The organism is Enterobacter sp. E20, from assembly GCF_000801755.2.
Classification (GTDB): Bacteria; Pseudomonadota; Gammaproteobacteria; order Enterobacterales; family Enterobacteriaceae; genus Enterobacter; species Enterobacter asburiae_B.
Map to the genome: position 1 here is coordinate 1,573,675 of NZ_CP012999.1, position 17,765 is coordinate 1,591,439.

The following is a 17,765-nucleotide window of genomic DNA, read 5'->3' on the forward strand; positions in this document are numbered from 1 at the left end:
AGTCTTTTATTAATGGTGTTATAAACGAGGCGGCAAACAGGACATTTTTAGTACAGGACGTTTGGGGACGGGAGAGACACATGCGAATTAAACCTGACGATAACTGGCGCTGGTATTTTTGCGACGAGCATGACCGAATGATGCTCGATTTAGCCAATGGCATGTTGTTTCGTTCTCGTTTTGCCCGCCGAATGTTAACCCCGGATGCATTTTCCCCGTCGGGCTTTTGCGTTGACGATGCGGCGCTTTATTTCTCTTTTGAAGAAAAATGCCGGGATCTGGTGCTCTCTAAAGAGCAGCGCGCCGAGCTGGTATTAAATGCGCTGGTGGCTATCCGCTTCCTGAAACCGCAAATGCCAAAAAGCTGGCATTTTCTTGCGCATGGTATGAGCTGGACCCCGGCAACGGGTGACGCGGCCAGCGTCAATCTGAGCGATACCGCAGAAGAGGTGAGCCTGCTGGTGGTTGAGCCAGGCGAAAATGCTGCGCTCTGCCTGCTGGCACAGCCCGGCGTAACCATTGCCGGGCGGACGATGCAGCTTGGCGATGCCATTAAAGTGATGAACGACAGGCTGAAGCCGCAGCTGCGCGTAGATTCCTTCAGCCTTGAACAGGCGGTTTAAGCTTCCAGCTGTACGGACGTTTTCGGTATGCAGCTACAGCACAGAATTGTGCCGTCATTTCCAATTGCCGATTTTTTCAGCGCACTAACCTCTCCATCCACCAGCCTGATGCGGCAGCATCCGCAAATGCCTGCGCGACAGGAATAGGGTACGCGAATACCTGCCTGCTCCAGTTGCTCCAGTAATACCTGCTGGTTGTTGCCACGGATGACGTTGCCCTGCCAGTGAATATCTACCGCAGAGGCGGCATTCGTCACAACGTCGACCATTTCTTCTTCCTGACCTGAGCCGTACGCTTTTGCAGGCCCTCGGGCAAGAATTTCTACCTCATCACCGACGCGGATTGCGCCGCTGGAGCGCGGGATCAGGTTCTGGCCGAAATCCACATCGCCGTTATCCTGCGCGGTGCGGAACGACTGCAGCGTCTTCAGCGGTTCACCGGAAGGGTGTTTCTGGCCTTTCTCAGGGCTCACCGTGGTGAAAATGCAGCGGCTGCAGGGTTTTACGACATCAAAGATGACGCTGCCGATGCGGATCACTTTCCAGGTGTCTTCTTCCCAGGCGTCGGCGCCCGTGACCACCAGGTTCGGACGGAACTGTTCCATCTGAACGCTGGCCTTGCAGCGGCCTTGTAAATCACGCAGCGAGGCTTCGTTAGTCAGCAGGAACGGGAAACCATCGGCGAAGGAGAGGGGAACGGCGTCGTGGCGCTTCACGCGACGCGTCGGTTCAGGCCCTACCCAGCGCAGCTGCACGTCGCGGGAGAAGAAACCGCTCAGCCAGCGGTTAATCTCATCCGGGGCGATGCGCGCGGTAAAATGATTGCCCCACACTTCCGTTGGCGCATCGACAGGCGCAAAATCAGCAAAGCGAATGACCGCGCTGGAACCGTCCGGCGCGGTAAGGTGTAAACCGTCATGAAGCGGGGAAGGGGTAAAGCGAACCATCTGCGGGAACTGGCGTGCGGTAATGAACGTGCCGTCAGGCTCGGTGACCATAAAAATACGATCGAAGGCGAATCCGCTCATGTCGGCCAGCGCGTGAGAGACGCCAATGCCGCGCATGGATTTCACCGGATGAATAAAAAGCCTGGATAACGTCGCCACTGCACACTCCCACAAATGAAAATAAGCCTTCAACTTTATGACATACACGCCATATTAGCTATAATGCGCGACAATTTTCTAAGAGTAAAAGTGACGATATGAATTCTCTGTTTGCCAGTACGGCCCGTGGGCTGGAAGAGCTGTTAAAAACTGAACTGGAAAGCCTGGGCGCGCAAGAGTGCCAGGTGGTTCAGGGTGGTGTCCATTTTGAGGGCGACACGCGGCTTATTTACCAGAGCCTGATGTGGAGCCGTCTGGCGTCGCGCATCATGCTGCCGATGAAGGAGTGCAAGGTCTATAGCGACCTGGACCTCTATACCGGCGTACAGATGATCGACTGGACAGAGATCTTCACGCCCAATGCCACCTTTGCGGTGCATTTCAACGGCGTGAACGACGAGATCCGCAATAGCCAGTACGGTGCCCTGCGCGTAAAAGACGCCATTGTGGACTGCTTCACGCGTAAAAATAAGGAACGTCCAAACGTCGATCGCGAAAATCCGGATCTGCGTATTAACGTCTGGCTCAACGGTGACACGGCGAGTATTTCTCTCGATCTGAGCGGCGCAGGCCTGCACCTGCGCGGCTACCGCGATCGTACCGGTATGGCGCCAATTAAAGAAACCCTGGCCGCCGCTATTGTGATGCGCTCTGGCTGGCAGCCGGGCACGCCGCTGCTCGATCCGATGTGTGGTTCCGGTACGTTGCTGATTGAAGCGGCCATGCTGGCAACCGACCGCGCGCCGGGCCTGCATCGCGGTCACTGGGGCTTTAAAGGCTGGGCGCAGCACGACGAAGCGCTCTGGAAAGAGGTCAAAGACGACGCGCAGACCCGCGCGCGTAAAGGTCTGGCGGAGTACACCTCCCACTTCTACGGTTCGGACAGCGACCCGCGCGTAATCGAACGCGCGCGCAGCAACGCCCGTCGCGCCGGTATCGGCGAGCTGGTCACCTTCGAGGTGAAAGACGTGGCGAATCTGACCAACCCGCTGCCAAAAGGCCCGTACGGTACCGTGATCAGCAACCCGCCATACGGCGAGCGTCTGGACAGCGAGCCGGCGCTGATTGCCCTGCACAGCCTGCTGGGCCGCAATATGAAGGACTACTTCGGCGGCTGGAACCTGTCGCTGTTTAGCGCCTCGCCGGAGCTGCTGAGCTGTCTGCAGTTGCGTGCCGATCGCCAGTTTAAAGCGAAAAACGGCCCGCTGGACTGCGTGCAGAAAAACTACCATCTGGCGGAGAAAGCGGCGGACAGCAAGCCATCCGGCGTGGCGGAAGATTACGCCAACCGCCTGCGCAAGAACCTGAAAAAATATGAAAAGTGGGCGAAGCAGGAAGGGATTGAATGCTACCGCCTGTACGACGCCGACCTGCCGGAGTACAACGTGGCGGTTGACCGCTACGCGGACTGGGTGGTGATTCAGGAATATGCGCCACCGAAAACCATTGATGCGCAAAAAGCGCGTCAGCGCATGCTGGACGTTATCGCGGCCACCATCGCCGTGCTCGGCATTGCGCCAAACAAGCTGGTGCTGAAAACCCGCGAGCGTCAGAAAGGGAAAAATCAGTACCAGAAGATGGGCGAGAAGGGCGACTTCATCGAAGTGGGCGAATACAACGCTCGCCTGTGGGTGAACCTGACAGACTATCTGGATACCGGCCTGTTCCTCGACCACCGTATCGCGCGTCGCATGCTGGGCCAGATGAGCAAGGGCAAAGATTTCCTCAACCTGTTCTCCTATACCGGCAGCGCGAGCGTGCATGCGGGTCTGGGCGGTGCGCGGAGCACCACCACGGTGGATATGTCACGCACCTATCTGGAGTGGGCGGAGCGCAACCTGCGTCTTAACGGGCTGACCGGACGTCAGCACCGACTGATGCAGGCCGACGTGCTGGGCTGGCTGCGTGATACTGACGAGCAGTTCGACCTGATCTTTATCGATCCGCCGACCTTCTCCAACTCCAAGCGCATGGAGGATAGCTTTGACGTTCAACGCGATCACCTGCGCCTGATGACCGACCTGAAGCGCCTGCTGCGTAAGGGCGGTACCATTATGTTCTCGAACAACAAACGCGGCTTCCGTATGGATCATGACGGCTTAGCAGCCCTGGGACTGAAAGCACAAGAAATCAGCCAAAAAACGCTGTCTCAGGACTTTGCCCGTAACCGTCAGATTCATAACTGCTGGTTGATTACCGCGGCCTGAAAGGAAAAATAAATGTCTTTAATTAGTATGCACGGCGCGTGGCTCTCTTTCAGCGACTCGCCGCTTCTCGATAATGCAGAGCTGCATATCGAAGATAACGAGCGCGTCTGTCTGGTGGGCCGTAACGGCGCGGGTAAATCCACGCTGATGAAAATCCTCAACCGCGAACAGGGGCTGGATGACGGTCGCATCGTTTACGAGCAGGATCTGATCGTCTCCCGCCTCCAGCAGGACCCGCCGCGTCACGTGACAGGCAGCGTTTACGATTTCGTAGCGGAAGGCATTTCTGAGCAGGCCGAATACCTGAAGCGCTATCACGAGATTTCGCATCTGGTGATGACCGACCCGAGCGACAAGAACCTCAACGAACTGGCGAAAGTGCAGGAGATGCTCGATCACCACGGTCTGTGGCAGCTCGAAAACCGCATTAACGAGGTTCTGGCCCAGCTTGGTCTGGAACCGGACATGGAGCTGTCGGCGCTCTCCGGCGGCTGGTTGCGTAAAGCGGCGCTGGGCCGCGCGCTGGTCAGCGGGCCGAAGGTGCTGCTGCTGGACGAACCGACGAACCACCTGGATATCGAAGCGATTGACTGGCTGGAAGGCTTCCTGAAAACCTTCAGCGGCACCATCATCTTTATCTCGCACGACCGTTCGTTTATTCGCAACATGGCGACGCGTATTGTCGATCTCGACCGCGGCAAGCTGGTCACCTATCCTGGCGATTACGACACCTATCTGCTTGAGAAAGAAGAAAACCTGCGCGTGGAAGAGCTGCAGAATGCGGAGTTCGACCGCAAGCTGGCGCAGGAAGAGGTGTGGATCCGCCAGGGCATCAAGGCCCGCCGTACCCGTAACGAAGGCCGCGTGCGCGCTCTGAAGGCAATGCGCCGTGAGCGCAGCGAACGCCGTGAAGTGATGGGCAGCGCCAAAATGCAGGTGGAAGAAGCATCCCGTTCCGGCAAGATTGTCTTTGAAATGGAAAACGTCAACTATCAGGTTGATGGCAAAGTGCTGGTGAAAGATTTCTCCGCCCAGGTGCAGCGCGGCGACAAAATTGCGCTTATCGGCCCGAACGGCTGTGGTAAAACCACGCTGCTGAAGCTGATGCTGGGCCAGCTGCAGGCCGACAGCGGCCGCATTCACTGTGGGACTAAGCTGGAAGTGGCCTACTTCGACCAGCACCGCGCGGAGCTGGATCCGGACCGCACGGTGATGGATAACCTCGCCGAAGGCAAGCAAGAGGTAATGGTAAACGGCAAGCCGCGCCACGTGCTGGGCTATCTGCAGGACTTCCTGTTCCATCCGAAACGTGCGATGACCCCAGTCCGTGCGTTATCTGGCGGAGAGCGTAATCGTCTGCTGCTGGCGCGTTTGTTCCTGAAACCAAGTAACCTGTTGATTCTCGATGAACCAACGAACGACCTGGATGTCGAAACGCTGGAATTGCTCGAAGAGCTGATTGACGGTTATCAGGGGACCGTAATGCTGGTCAGCCACGATCGTCAGTTCGTGGATAACACCGTAACCGAGTGCTGGATCTTCGAAGGTGAAGGGCGAATTGGACAATACGTAGGTGGTTATCACGATGCAAAAGGGCAGCAATCGCAGTCTCTGGCGCAGAAACAGTCAAAGTCCAAAATAAGTTCAGAACCTGCTGTAACAAAAGCAGAAACTGTCAAGAAAACCTCGGCTAAACTAAGCTATAACCTGCAGCGCGAACTGGAGGGGCTACCGCAGCGTCTTGAAGAGCTGGAGGCCGCGCTTGAGGATCTGCAAAAACAGGTTGCTGATGCGTCATTCTTTACCCAATCGCATGACTATACTCAGAAAGTACTGGCTGAACTGTCCGCGGCTGAAAAAGCCCTGGAAGAAGCATTTGAGCGCTGGGAGTACCTTGAGTCTCTGAAAAACGGCGCATAGACAGGGATAACATATGTGTGACCAGCACCATGCCGACAGGCATATTTTATGCTCGCAATGCGATATGCTCGTGGCGTTGCCAGAGCTTGGTCACGGACATAAAGCCCTGTGTCCACGTTGCGGCGCAACGTTGACAACCGAGTGGGACGCGCCGCGGCAGCGTCCCACTGCTTACGCTCTGGCAGCATTGTTCATGCTGCTGCTCTCCAATCTCTTCCCCTTCATCTATATGAAGGTGGGAGGGATAACCAGCCAGGTGGATCTGCTTGAAATTCCGGGCGTGATGTTCTCGGAAGATTACGCCAGCCTCGGCACCTTTTTTCTCCTGTTTGTCCAGATAGTCCCGGCTTTTTGCCTCGTCGTTATCCTTTTGCTGGTCAACCGCGTCAGGATGCCGACATCACTGAAAATCCGGCTGGCGCGTATCCTTTTTCAGCTTAAAAGCTGGGGCATGGCCGAGATCTTCCTGGCGGGCATTCTGGTCAGTTTCGTGAAGCTCATGGCGTACGGCGACGTGGGGATCGGCAGCAGCTTTATTCCGTGGTGCCTGTACTGTGTCCTGCAGTTGCGTGCTTTCCAGTGCGTGGACAGACGCTGGGCGTGGGATGATATCGCCCCGGCACCGACGCTTGCGCAGACGGTAAAAGTCGGCGTGCCCGGCATTCGTCAGGGGCTGCGTTCCTGCCCGTGCTGCACCGCCGTGCTGCCCGCCGATCTCGACGTTTGTCCGCGCTGCGAAACGAAAGGTCACGTACGCCGTAAAAATAGCCTTCAGTGGACGATGGCCCTGCTGGTCACCTCCATCATGCTGTATCTGCCAGCCAATATTCTACCGATCATGATCACCGATTTGCTCGGCGACAAAATGCCTTCGACGATCCTGGCCGGGGTGATCCTGCTGTGGGGCGAAGGTTCCTATCCTGTCGCCGGCGTGATTTTTATCGCCAGTATTATGGTGCCAACCTTAAAAATGATCGCCATCGCCTGGCTCTGTTGGGATGCGAAGGGGCATGGAAAACGCGACAGCGAACGCATGCACCTGATTTATGAAGTGGTCGAGTTTGTCGGACGCTGGTCAATGATTGACGTGTTTGTCATCGCCGTTCTCTCTGCGCTGGTGCGGATGGGCGGTTTGATGAGTATTTATCCCGCGATGGGGGCTTTAATGTTTGCACTGGTCGTGATTATGACCATGTTTGCGGCCATGACCTTCGACCCTCGTTTATCGTGGGATCGTGAGCCTGAATCAAGCCATGAGGAAGAGTAAGAGCATGGAAAATAAGAGTGGAGAGGCGAAAGTGCAGAAGGTCAAAAACTGGTCGCCGGTGTGGATTTTCCCCATCGTGACCGCGCTGATCGGTGCATGGATCCTGTTTTATCATTACAGCCATCAGGGACCGGAAGTCACGCTGATAACCACCAATGCCGAGGGGATTGAGGGCGGTAAAACGACCATCAAAAGCCGTAGCGTGGACGTGGGCGTGGTCGAAAGCGCAACCCTGACCGACGATTTAACCCATGTGGAAATTAAGGCGCGCCTTAATGCCGGCATGGAAAAACTGCTGCACGGCGATTCCGTTTTCTGGGTCGTTAAACCGCAGGTGGGACGTGAAGGGATCAGCGGCTTAGGGACGCTGCTCTCCGGGGCCTATATTGAACTTCAGCCCGGCACGAAGGGTAGCCAGCCGGGAAAATACCAGCTTCTGGATTCACCGCCGCTTGCGCCGCCTGATGCCAAGGGCATCCGCGTGATCCTCGACAGCAAAAAAGCGGGCCAGCTCACGGCGGGTGACCCGGTACTGTTCCGCGGCTACCGCGTCGGTTCCGTTGAAACCAGCACCTTCGACGCGCAAAAGCGTACCATCAGCTATCAGCTGTTCATCAATGCGCCAAACGATCGTCTGGTGACCAGCAACGTTCGCTTCTGGAAGGACAGCGGGATCGCGGTCGATCTTACGTCGGCGGGGATGCGCGTAGAAATGGGTTCCTTAACCACGCTGTTTGGCGGCGGGGTGAGCTTTGATGTGCCGGAAGGGCAGGATCTGGGGCAGCCGGTTGCCGAGAAAACGGCGTTCAGACTCTTTGACGATCAGCGAAGCATTCAGGACGCGCTTTATACCGATCACATCGACTTCCTGATGTTCTTCAAAGATTCCGTCCGCGGCCTGCAGCCGGGCGCGCCCGTTGAGTTCCGTGGTATTCGTCTTGGTACGGTTGGGCAAGTTCCGTTCTTTGTTCCGGGCCTGAGCCAGATGCTTGACGATGATTACCGCATTCCGGTACTGATCCGCATCGAGCCGGAACGTCTGCTTAACCAGATTGGCGAGAATCAGGATATTGCCACCCATATCAGTCAACTGATGGACCGTGGTCTGCGAGGTTCCTTGAAGACGGGTAATCTGGTGACCGGTGCGCTGTATGTGGATATGGACTTCTACCCGAAAGCACCGCCGATTACCGGTATTCGTGAATTTGGTGGCTACAAGATCATCCCAACGGTGAGCAGCGGTCTGGCTCAGATCCAGCAGCGTCTGATGGAAACGCTGGATAAGATCAACAATCTGCCACTGAATCCGATGATTGAAGCGGCGACGAACTCGCTGAGCGAAAGCCAGGCAACGATGCGTCGCCTGCAAACCACGCTGGATAACATCAACAAGATTACGGCGAGCCAGAGCATGCAGCAGCTGCCGCAGGACATGCAGAAAACGCTGCGTGAGCTGAACCGCAGTATGCAGGGCTTCCAGCCGGGTTCAGCGGCCTACAACAAGATGGTGGCAGATATGCAGCGTCTTGATCAGGTCTTGCGTGAACTGCAGCCGGTGCTGAAAACGCTCAACGAGAAGAGCAATGCGCTGGTGTTCGAAGCGAAAGATAAAAAGGATCCTGAGCCGAAGAGGGCAAAAGAATGAAAAAGTGGCTATTGATGGTTGGCGCTCTGCTGTTAACGGCGTGCAGTTCAGGGGTAGATAATAAAAGCTACTATCAGCTGCCTGTGTCTACCCACAGCGGTGGACAAAGCACGGCCAGCAAGGGAAACCGCCAGCTGTGGGTTGAGCAGGTTGCCGTGCCGGATTATCTGGCAGGAAACGGCGTGGTCTATCAGACCAGCGACGTAAAATATGTGATTGCGACGAACAACCTGTGGGCCAGCCCGCTGGATCAGCAGCTGCGCAACACGCTGGTGGCCAATCTGGGCAGCCAGCTTCCGGGCTGGGTTGTCGCATCGCAGCCGCTGGGTAATGACCAGGATACGCTTAACGTCACGGTCACGGGCTTCCACGGCCGCTATGACGGTGCGGTGGTGATCAGCGGGGAGTGGTTGCTGAACCATCAGGGGCAGCTGATTAAGCGTCCTTTCCATCTGGAGCTGAAGCAGCAGAAAGATGGCTATGATGAAATGGTGAAAGTCCTGGCTCAGGGTTGGGCACAGGAGTCGGCCAGTATCGCAAGGGAAATTTCCCGGCTGCCATAAGTAAAATTCATCATCAAAAACCGCAGTTGGCCTGTCGCTGATTGCGGTTTTTTTTCGTTTTCACTTCAGATTGTTACTTGTGCCACGTCACAATTTTTGTACAAATGAACTTCCGACTAGCTCACAAATATGACACCCGTATGAATTTTGAACATTGACGATGCGACTAATTCGGGGTATTCGTTATCTGTGCCTGTGCATTGAGTGCAGACACTGTTTTCTTTCCACCAGACAAAAGAATGAGGGAAACGAGGCATGAAGAGACAGAAACGAGATCGCCTGGAACGGGCTCATCAACGTGGTTATCAGGCCGGCATCGCTGGACGTTCTAAAGAAATGTGTCCTTATCAGACGATAAATCAAAGGTCACAATGGCTTGGAGGCTGGCGAGAAGCCATCGGCGACAGGGCACTCATAGCCTGATAACGTCTCTTTCAAAAAAGAAACCTCCGCAATGCGGAGGTTTCGCCTTTCTGGGGGTGCCAAAAGCACGATCAGAAAGCTGAAGTATCCTGGAACAGGCCAACTTTCAGGTCGCTTGCGCTATAGATCAGACGACCGTCGACCAGCACTTCGCCATCTGCCAGGCCCATAATCAGGCGGCGGTTAACGATGCGCTTGAAGTGAATACGATAGGTCACTTTCTTCGCCGTAGGCAGAACCTGGCCAGTGAATTTTACTTCGCCCACGCCCAGCGCGCGGCCTTTACCTTCGCCGCCCAGCCAGCCCAGATAGAAGCCAACCAGCTGCCACATGGCATCCAGGCCCAGACAGCCAGGCATTACCGGATCGCCAATAAAGTGGCAACCGAAGAACCACAGGTCCGGGTTGATATCGAGTTCTGCTTCTACGTAACCCTTATCGAAGTTGCCGCCGGTTTCGGTCATTTTCACGACACGGTCCATCATCAGCATGTTCGGGGCCGGTAACTGTGGGCCTTTAGCGCCAAACAGTTCACCGCGACCAGAGGCAAGAAGATCTTCTTTTGTATAGGATTCGCGTTTATCTACCATGTTCTCAGTAAGCCTTATTTTAGTGAAGGACGCAGGATAGCTAACACGTGTACGCTGAACAAGTCCGATCAGTTCGAACTAAACCAGCCCAGCCAGCGTAACGGCCATGGATAACGATGACGAGCATCCTGCTGCGTCGCCTGAGCAATGCGCTCCTGGATAGTCTGCATCAGGGTGGTTTGCCCTTCGCCATCCCAAACCAGATTTGTCAGTAAGGGTAGCGCATCCTCAATCCCTTCGATGGCCCAGATGGTGAATTGCTCTTGCTCAACTGCATCCAGAATATCCTGGCTGAGGCTCAAATGGCGTGCGTTGGGAGCAGGAATAATCACACCCTGTTTGCCGTTTAAACCGCGCTGCTGACAGATAGAGAAGAAGCCTTCAATTTTTTCGTTGAGGCCTCCCACTGGCTGTGCACGACCGAACTGGTCCACAGAACCGGTGATCGCGATGTTCTGATTGATGGGCACTTCCGCCAGGGCGCTGATTAAGGCGCACAGCTCGGCCATAGAGGCGCTATCGCCATCCACTTCGCTGTAGGACTGCTCAAACGTCAGCGAGGCGGAGAAGGGGATCTGTTGCTCAAGCTGCAGCTCTGACATCAAAAACGCCTGCATGATCATCATGCCTTTCGCGTGAATGTTGCCGCCCAGCTCGGCTTTTCGTTCAATATCGGTGAACTCGCCATCGCCAATGTGCACAACGCAGCTGATACGGGACGGTTCCCCGAATGCGCGCGGATGGCCAGGAAATTCAATCACCGACAGGGCGTTGATCTGCCCGACGCGTTCGCCTTCGGTTTCCACCAGAATTTGTTCCAGCAGAATTTCATCCTGCATACGGTCGGCAAGATAGCCTTCTCGCCACTCACGCTGAGCCAGCATCTGAGTGAGCTGTTCTCCGCTGAACGCCCCGTTACCGCTAATCACACCCACTTCACGCAGCTGTTTGCCGATCCAGAGTGGACAAAGCGGCAGCGTTTCCTGGTCACCGGTATAGCGTACCGCTTCGCGGATTAAGCCCGGCCACGCGTCAGCCGCAGGGGTTGGCAGCGCAAAACGCTCAGCAACGGCCATCACCCACTGGCACCACTGCGCCATATCGTCGGCGTCAGCAATCTGGATGTTGTCTTCGTATTCGCTATACACCGCCTGCTCAGCCAGTTCCGGCTCCATTTCCTGAAAGTCCGCCAGCGATTCGCGGTCGCCCGTCAGCACGACGGTCAGCGACAGCGGCATAGACGGAACAGAGACAGGCAGAGGACGAGACTCGTCGTAGCCGACCCAGTCGAAACGCTGCTGGTTGACGATAGTTTTCAGACGCATCCACAGCAGCGGCTGCGAGAGCAGGGTACGCAGTGAGATGATGAGAACACCGCCATTTGCGCGATGAACCAGCCCCGGCTGCAGCGAAAGTTCGCCGTTAAACTGGCGCAGACAACCAAAGAGTTGTTCCGCCTCGACCCAGTTAGCGGTAATCACTTCGCCCTTAGCGGCAAAACGGCCATCGGCCTGCGCCGTTGGTTCGAAAGTGACATCATGTCCCGCAATACGATACTGGCCGCCAAAAACTGCGTTCGCTTCCGGCTTCAGCTGGCGCACGGCATCACCGAGCAGCGTCAGGTATTCCGCTTCTTCCGGGGCCTTGAGCAGCATGAAGGGCGCTGTTGCCCATGGGCTTAACACCTGCTCCAGCGCATAATGCAAGCGAGGCTGCGTATCGCTAAGGATGAATTCGTGTTCTTTTGCGAGTTCGGGCTGTGCAAACAGTTCCTGGTAACTTTCGGTATCCGGAACAAGGTCACGCCATGCAAGTTTCGTAATGGTCAAAGTTGATGTTTTTTAGTCAGATGTAAAAGCGTGGAGTATACCGTAAGCGGGGGGCTGTACCCAAGCAGGATTGGGGATTTCGACAGGGCGATTGGCTGCATTCACTCACAGGATATGATTTCTTTTCAGCAGATTGCTAAAAAACTGATATTCTGAACAGAGTTACGTGGTAACACTGAGATCGCAATGAAATATCAACAACTGGAAAATCTCGAAAGCGGCTGGAAATGGAAGTACCTGGTCAAAAAGCACCGTGAAGGGGAGCTGATCACCTGCTACGTCGAAGCCAGCGCTGCGCAAGAAGCCGTGGATATTTTGCTGACCCTCGAAAATGAACCGGTACAGGTTAACGACTGGATTGAGAAACACATCAATCCAGCGCTGTTAAACCGGATGAAGCAAACTATCCGCGCGCGACGCAAACGGCATTTTAATGCTGAGCATCAGCACACTCGCAAAAAATCAATCGACCTGGAGTTCGTTGTCTGGCAACGCCTGGCTGGGCTGGCACAACGACGGGGCAAAACGCTGTCGGAAACCATCGTGCAGCTGATTGAGGATGCCGAACATAAAGAGAAGTACGCCAACCAGATGTCGACGCTGAAGAACGACCTTCAGGCTCTGTTGGGTAAAAAATAGATTTTTCTTTTCTTCAGACAATAAAAAACCCCGCATGGCGGGGTTTTTTTATAAGACGATAACTTATGCCGCTGGCTGAGTTACAACGTCTTTGATGCCTTTAACTTCGATCTCTACGCGACGATCTGGAGCCAGGCAGTCGATCAGTGCAGCGCGAGCTTTCACGTTGTCACAGGTGTTGCCAGTAACTGGGTTAGATTCGCCCATACCACGTGGGGAGATCTTGTTAGCTGGGATACCTTTAGAGATCAGGTAATCAACAACAGACTGAGCACGTTTCTCAGACAGTTTCTGGTTGTAAGCGTCAGAACCGATACGGTCGGTGAAGCCCAGAACCACTACGGAACCGTCTTTAGGATCCAGGTTGCTCAGCTGGGTGTACAGCTGATCCAGTGCCTGCTGGCCTTCTGGTTTCAGAGTCGCTTTGTTGAAGTTGAACAGAACGTCAGACTTCAGAGTGAAGTGCTTGGTCTGTACTTCTGGAGCTGGAGCCGGCGCTGGAGCAACAACTGGAGCTGCTTCTTCCTGCTGGCCGAAACGGTAGGAAACACCTACGCTCAGCATGCCGTTGTCTGGACGAACACCGACGGTGTTACCGTCGCCGATGTTGTTAACCCACTGGTATTCCAGACGGGTAGCGATGTCACGGGTCATAGCCCACTCAACGCCACCAGCGAATACTGGGGAAACACCGGTGTCATGGTTGTCACCAGAGATGTTGTTGCTGGAATCTGCGCGCCATACCATGCCGCCCAGACGGGTGTACACGTCCAGATCGTCAGTGATTGGGTAGCCCAGTTTAGCGGTCAGCTGAACGCCCTGTGCTTTGAAAGCGCCGTTGATGGTGTCGCCTTTGTATGGCATACGACCTAACCAGTCGTAACCCATTTCAAAACCAACATACGGGTTAACCTGATAGCCACCGAACGCACCTGCACCAAGCTGGCTCTCGTGAGTTGGGCCATCATTGTTCAGGCTGCTGTTGTACCAGCCGGTGTCATGGAACTGAGACCAGCCCAGTTTACCACCTGCATACCAGGTATTATCTTTCGGAGCGGCCTGCGCTACGGTAGCGAAGCCAGCCAGTGCCACTGCAATCGCGATAGCTGTCTTTTTCATTTTTTGCGCCTCGTTATCATCCAAAATTCGCCATGAAAGTCTCAGGAGAGAATCACGGTTAAATCCTTCACCGGGGGGCGTGGTCAAATATAAATCTACCGATATCTTCGGCTTAGGCCGAGCACCCCTGGCGATGTAAAGTCTACAACGTAGCTGAAAACTTACAAGTGTGAAGTCCGTCAGGCATATGAAAAAAAAAGTTCCGTATACCGATTATTTAACATTTTTCGAACGAATTTTGTGCAATAAAATTAAGGAGAACCGCACCAGACAAGCCTTGCCGCAATTTTCAGGCCGGGAACTTTAATGCCATCTTGTGGTCAAAAAAAATTCCAGGAAAAATCTTAATTTCACTCAATGATACAAATTTGAGTGAATTTTTAGCCCAGAAAGTTGTCCTCTGCGGTAAGAATCCGATCGAACCGGACGCATAATGAACCCGATCGCATTCCCTTCTTCGGCTGCTTCAGTCAGACGGAAATGTTCCTCTTCCGTCAATTCTTCCGGTAACCATCCAATCACCACGCTGTAATTTCCGGTGCGTAACGCGCGGATCATCGACTCAACGGTATCGCACGGCGGGAGCTGATTAATTTGCATGACCTTAGTAAGCGGAAGGCCTGCGGACTGAACCCACTCACGGCTCAGTTTTTGCTGAGGCGTGAGCCAAAGCTGCCAGCGCGATTGCTGACCAAGCTGTTGTAATAACGGCAACAAAAGAAGTTGCGTCAACAGGGGCTGGTCTTCACGATAAACCACTTCACTGATAAGCCCCGTGGAAACACGCTCGACGGAATTCTGCGCGACATTGCCTGCGGTAGAAGAGAGAGAGGTTGAGCGATTTGCATAGCCTGAAGTGTGCATATTCATTCCAGCCCTGTAGTTACTGTATGGATATACAGTAACCCCTGTATGCATAAAGATCAACCTCATTTTCGGAAAGCGACTCGCAAAATTCATTCAATGTTGATGTCCCTCGAAAAATCATCTTGCTCATCGGCAATAAGTTGCCTATTTTCCTGCTAACGGATCCGCTAGTAAGAAATTTCGTAGTTACTTTATGATTTTGAAGGGAAATATCATGAAAAAGATATCTTATGAACGGATTTATAAATCCCAGGAATACCTCTCCCCGTTGGGCGAGATTCATCATCGCGCGCTGTTTGGAGGCTATACCCTGGCGGTGGATGATGCGGTTTTTGCCATGGTGTCAGACGGAGAGCTTTATCTCCGCGCCTGTGAGGAGAGTGCGAAATACTGTGTAAAAAATGCCTCCTCTTTTTTGACGTTGATGAAGCGAGGCCGCCCGGTGCTGCTCAACTATTATCGTGTGGATGACGGATTATGGCAGGACAGGGAGCGGCTGCTTCAGCTCTCCTAGTTTGCGCTCAGTGCGGCAAGAAAAGAGCGCTATCAGCGCCATCAACGAAACCGACTCAAGGATCTGCCAAACCTGACCTTTCAGCTTGAAGTCTTGCTCTTTGAAGCGGGCATCACCAATGAGGAAACGCTGCGGGCGCTGGGTGCCAGAGCGAGCTGGCTAAAGATGCGGGCAAAAAACAAAGCGCTCGGTATTAAAGTTCTTTTCGCGCTGGAAGGGGCTATCGAGGGGCTGCATGAGGCGGCACTCCCGGCAGGCATTCGCCGGGAGCTGACGGAGTGGTTTAATGCGCTGCCTGAGCCACAGGAGAATCACTCCTCCAGGTAGCGATTTGCTGTTGCAGCCGGCAAATTTCAGGCAGCAGAGCGATAAGCAGGCCTATTTGCTGAAGAACCAGCGGCGCTTTGCTGTCGTTTCCTGGGTCAAGATGCGCAATGCGTTGAGCCAGTTCATCCAGGGCCTGTTGAACGCGCGGCTCATCGGCCGGTCGGTGATGAAGTGCGTCATCAACGTAGCAGACGGCGTCATCGAGCAGGTTGAGAATGCCCGGGTTGGTGAGTTTCTCACGGTGGGCACCCAGCGTCGAAATATAGCTGGTGAACGTATGGTTCAGACAGAGCAGGCGGAACGCAGTCTCACGAATCTCCACCGTGGCGCGAGGCTCCGTTGACATATTAGAGACAACGGAGGCCAGTTCTGCATCACTGTTGTGCGCGTCGCGACGGGCTATCCGGTAAGCCAGGCGGTTATCGCGCCCCTGGTGGTACTGCTCCAGGATTGCGTCAAGGTATCGACAGTTGGCGTTCATTGCCCTGTCTACCACGCGCGGCAAATTGCGGAAACGCCAGTCCGGCCAGATAAAGCTGACCGCAGCCCAGGCAATCGCACAGCCAATCAGGGTATCGATCACGCGGGGCAGGGCAACTTCAAACCCTTCACCCAGCAGGTTAAAGCAGAGCAGCACCAGCAGCGTGATGAACATGGTGGCGTGGGCGTACTGCACGTTGCGAAACGCGAAGAACAGCACGCCGGTGATCACAATCAGAATCAGTTGACCTTCAACGGAGGGCACGAAATAGAGCACCGGAAGGCCGATCGCGACGCCGACCAGCGTGCCGATAATACGCAGCGCAAGACGGTGTCGGGTGGCGTTATAGTTTGGCTGGCAGACGAACAGGCTGGTCAGCAGGATCCAGTAGCCGTGGTGCAGCCCGGTTATCTGGATAAAGGCATACCCCACGCACAGCACCAGCGACATTCTTACCGCGTGGCGAAAGAGTGCCGACTCCGGCGTAAAGTTACGGCTCAGACGCAGCCACATATCGCTAACGCTGTGCACGCTGTCATCAGCAAGCTGATTTTCCACCTCACTGCCCGGCAGCGCCATCGCCTGTTCGGACTCAATGGTCGCCAGCTGAGCATCAATCGCCCGCAGGTTGTTCAGCAGAAAGCCCAGCGCTTTGATGTGCTCCGGTGACGTTCCGCTGGCCTGAACGCGGTCGAGCGCCGCATCAAGATGGCTGAATACGCGTTCAAAGCGGGGGTCATGCTGATAGGGCGTGCGCAGCAGAATAGACCGCGAGAGCTGCTGACACGCCTGAGACTGCATGGATAGCAGGCGCTGGAAGCGGAACATCACGTCGCTGTAGCGGAACTTCTCGCGCAGGGCCGCGTATTGAACGTGCGAGGAGCTGGCACGTTCGTGAATGTCCTGGGCGGCAAAATAGTAGTGTAAGGTCCTTCGCGTTCCGCGCTGACCGCGATCGCCGCGCAGACGGGTAAGCAGAGAGGCTTTTGTCTGGTTAAGGGTGGCGACCAGCTGGCCATTTGCCAGCGCCAGATCGTAGAGCGGAGCCTGGCTTTCTTCCTCGATATCCGGATCGAACAGCCGGGATTTCAGTTCCAGATAGTGGGCTAACTGCTCAAAGCTACGGGCAAGGTTATCCTGCAGCGGGCGAACCGGGAAGATCAGATGACCGGTTAGCGTCAGCAGGTTATACCAGATGGCGCCCAGCAGCAGGAGAACCGGCTGCTGGTACCACTGGTCGTACAGGGAAACGCCCAGCATGGTGTAGATGGCGATCAGCAATGCACCAAACGCGATGGTGGCATAGCGCTGCCCGAGGCCGCCCAGCAAAATAAACCCGCTGGTTGAGAGCGTAAGGCCCAGGGCAAACAGCCAGGGCCACGGGAAAAGCAGCTCAACGGACGCTGACGCAATGAAAAAGCAGACGAGCGTAATGACCAGGTTACGTAAACGTCCGGCCAGACGATCGTCCAGGTCCGCCAGCGCCCCGGCCACCACTCCCAGCGTAAGCGGAATGGTGAGCTTGACATCATTCAGCCACCAGGGCAGGGCAACCGTGCCGCAAAGCGCGATAAATATCCTGACGTTGTATAGCCAGGTGCTGTTCCAGGTATAACGGCGAAGCAATGGGCTTAGCATAAACGCG

General features: G+C 55.0%; 14 protein-coding genes and 1 pseudogene. 9 read left to right on the plus strand and 6 right to left on the minus strand.

The window, feature by feature from the left end; genetic code table 11:
• The first annotated feature begins 80 nt into the window (after positions 1-80).
• On the plus strand, positions 81-623 hold the full coding sequence (gene zapC / locus NI40_RS07270; RefSeq protein WP_023311020.1) for a cell division protein ZapC: 543 nt from the start codon (positions 81-83) through the stop codon (positions 621-623).
• Here zapC and NI40_RS07275 read toward each other — a convergent pair.
• The gene (locus NI40_RS07275; protein WP_033145113.1) at positions 620-1,729 is read right to left on the minus strand and encodes a YcbX family protein; all 1,110 of its coding nucleotides are present in this window, start codon (positions 1,727-1,729) and stop codon (positions 620-622) included. The genes zapC and NI40_RS07275 overlap by 4 nt on opposite strands.
• A gap of 98 nt (positions 1,730-1,827) precedes the next feature.
• Between NI40_RS07275 and rlmKL the strand changes: the two genes are divergently transcribed.
• From rlmKL to rmf, 6 genes are all read left to right on the plus strand, one after another.
• Positions 1,828-3,936 carry a bifunctional 23S rRNA (guanine(2069)-N(7))-methyltransferase RlmK/23S rRNA (guanine(2445)-N(2))-methyltransferase RlmL gene (gene rlmKL / locus NI40_RS07280; RefSeq protein WP_039261606.1) on the plus strand — a complete coding sequence of 703 codons (2,109 nt, stop codon included), beginning with the start codon at positions 1,828-1,830 and terminating at the stop codon, positions 3,934-3,936.
• A gap of 12 nt (positions 3,937-3,948) precedes the next feature.
• Positions 3,949-5,856, plus strand: coding sequence for an ABC transporter ATP-binding protein (locus NI40_RS07285; RefSeq protein ID WP_039261607.1), 1,908 nt, complete (start codon positions 3,949-3,951; stop codon positions 5,854-5,856).
• 13 nt (positions 5,857-5,869) lie between these two features.
• Positions 5,870-7,123, plus strand: a complete 1,254-nt coding sequence (gene pqiA, locus NI40_RS07290) for a membrane integrity-associated transporter subunit PqiA (protein WP_033145116.1) — start codon at positions 5,870-5,872, stop codon at positions 7,121-7,123.
• Positions 7,124-7,127: 4 nt separating this feature from the next.
• Positions 7,128-8,768 (plus strand): intermembrane transport protein PqiB, encoded by a 1,641-nt coding sequence (pqiB, locus tag NI40_RS07295; protein ID WP_039261609.1) that lies wholly within the window; start codon positions 7,128-7,130, stop codon positions 8,766-8,768.
• Positions 8,765-9,331 carry a membrane integrity-associated transporter subunit PqiC gene (pqiC, locus tag NI40_RS07300; protein WP_039261612.1) on the plus strand — a complete coding sequence of 189 codons (567 nt, stop codon included), beginning with the start codon at positions 8,765-8,767 and terminating at the stop codon, positions 9,329-9,331. The genes pqiB and pqiC overlap by 4 nt, the downstream gene beginning before the upstream one ends.
• A 255-nt stretch (positions 9,332-9,586) precedes the next feature.
• Positions 9,587-9,754, plus strand: a complete 168-nt coding sequence (gene rmf / locus NI40_RS22570; RefSeq protein ID WP_013097261.1) for a ribosome modulation factor — start codon at positions 9,587-9,589, stop codon at positions 9,752-9,754.
• A 71-nt stretch (positions 9,755-9,825) separates the two neighbouring features.
• Here rmf and fabA read toward each other — a convergent pair whose 3' ends face one another.
• Positions 9,826-10,344 (minus strand): 3-hydroxyacyl-[acyl-carrier-protein] dehydratase FabA, encoded by a 519-nt coding sequence (gene fabA / locus NI40_RS07305; RefSeq protein WP_008499931.1) that lies wholly within the window; start codon positions 10,342-10,344, stop codon positions 9,826-9,828.
• A 68-nt stretch (positions 10,345-10,412) separates the two neighbouring features.
• Positions 10,413-12,173 carry an AAA family ATPase gene (locus tag NI40_RS07310; RefSeq protein ID WP_039261614.1) on the minus strand — a complete coding sequence of 587 codons (1,761 nt, stop codon included), beginning with the start codon at positions 12,171-12,173 and terminating at the stop codon, positions 10,413-10,415.
• A 186-nt stretch (positions 12,174-12,359) separates the two neighbouring features.
• Here NI40_RS07310 and matP point away from each other — a divergent pair, with 186 nt between their 5' ends.
• On the plus strand, positions 12,360-12,812 hold the full coding sequence (gene matP / locus NI40_RS07315; RefSeq protein WP_039261615.1) for a macrodomain Ter protein MatP: 453 nt from the start codon (positions 12,360-12,362) through the stop codon (positions 12,810-12,812).
• A 63-nt stretch (positions 12,813-12,875) separates the two neighbouring features.
• Here the strand turns inward: matP and ompA are convergent, their stop codons facing one another.
• Positions 12,876-13,931: a porin OmpA gene (gene ompA, locus NI40_RS07320; protein ID WP_023311028.1), complete on the minus strand. Its 1,056-nt coding sequence runs from the start codon at positions 13,929-13,931 to the stop codon at positions 12,876-12,878.
• A 354-nt stretch (positions 13,932-14,285) separates the two neighbouring features.
• Positions 14,286-14,795: an SOS-induced cell division inhibitor SulA gene (gene sulA / locus NI40_RS07325; RefSeq protein ID WP_033145120.1), complete on the minus strand. Its 510-nt coding sequence runs from the start codon at positions 14,793-14,795 to the stop codon at positions 14,286-14,288.
• A gap of 217 nt (positions 14,796-15,012) precedes the next feature.
• Here sulA and NI40_RS07330 point away from each other — a divergent pair.
• Positions 15,013-15,639: pseudogene (locus tag NI40_RS07330) on the plus strand (TfoX/Sxy family DNA transformation protein).
• Here the strand turns inward: NI40_RS07330 and yccS are convergent.
• On the minus strand, positions 15,596-17,758 hold the full coding sequence (gene yccS, locus NI40_RS07335; protein WP_039261616.1) for a YccS family putative transporter: 2,163 nt from the start codon (positions 17,756-17,758) through the stop codon (positions 15,596-15,598). The pseudogene NI40_RS07330 and the gene yccS overlap by 44 nt on opposite strands.
• Between the last annotated feature and the right edge of the window lie 7 nt (positions 17,759-17,765).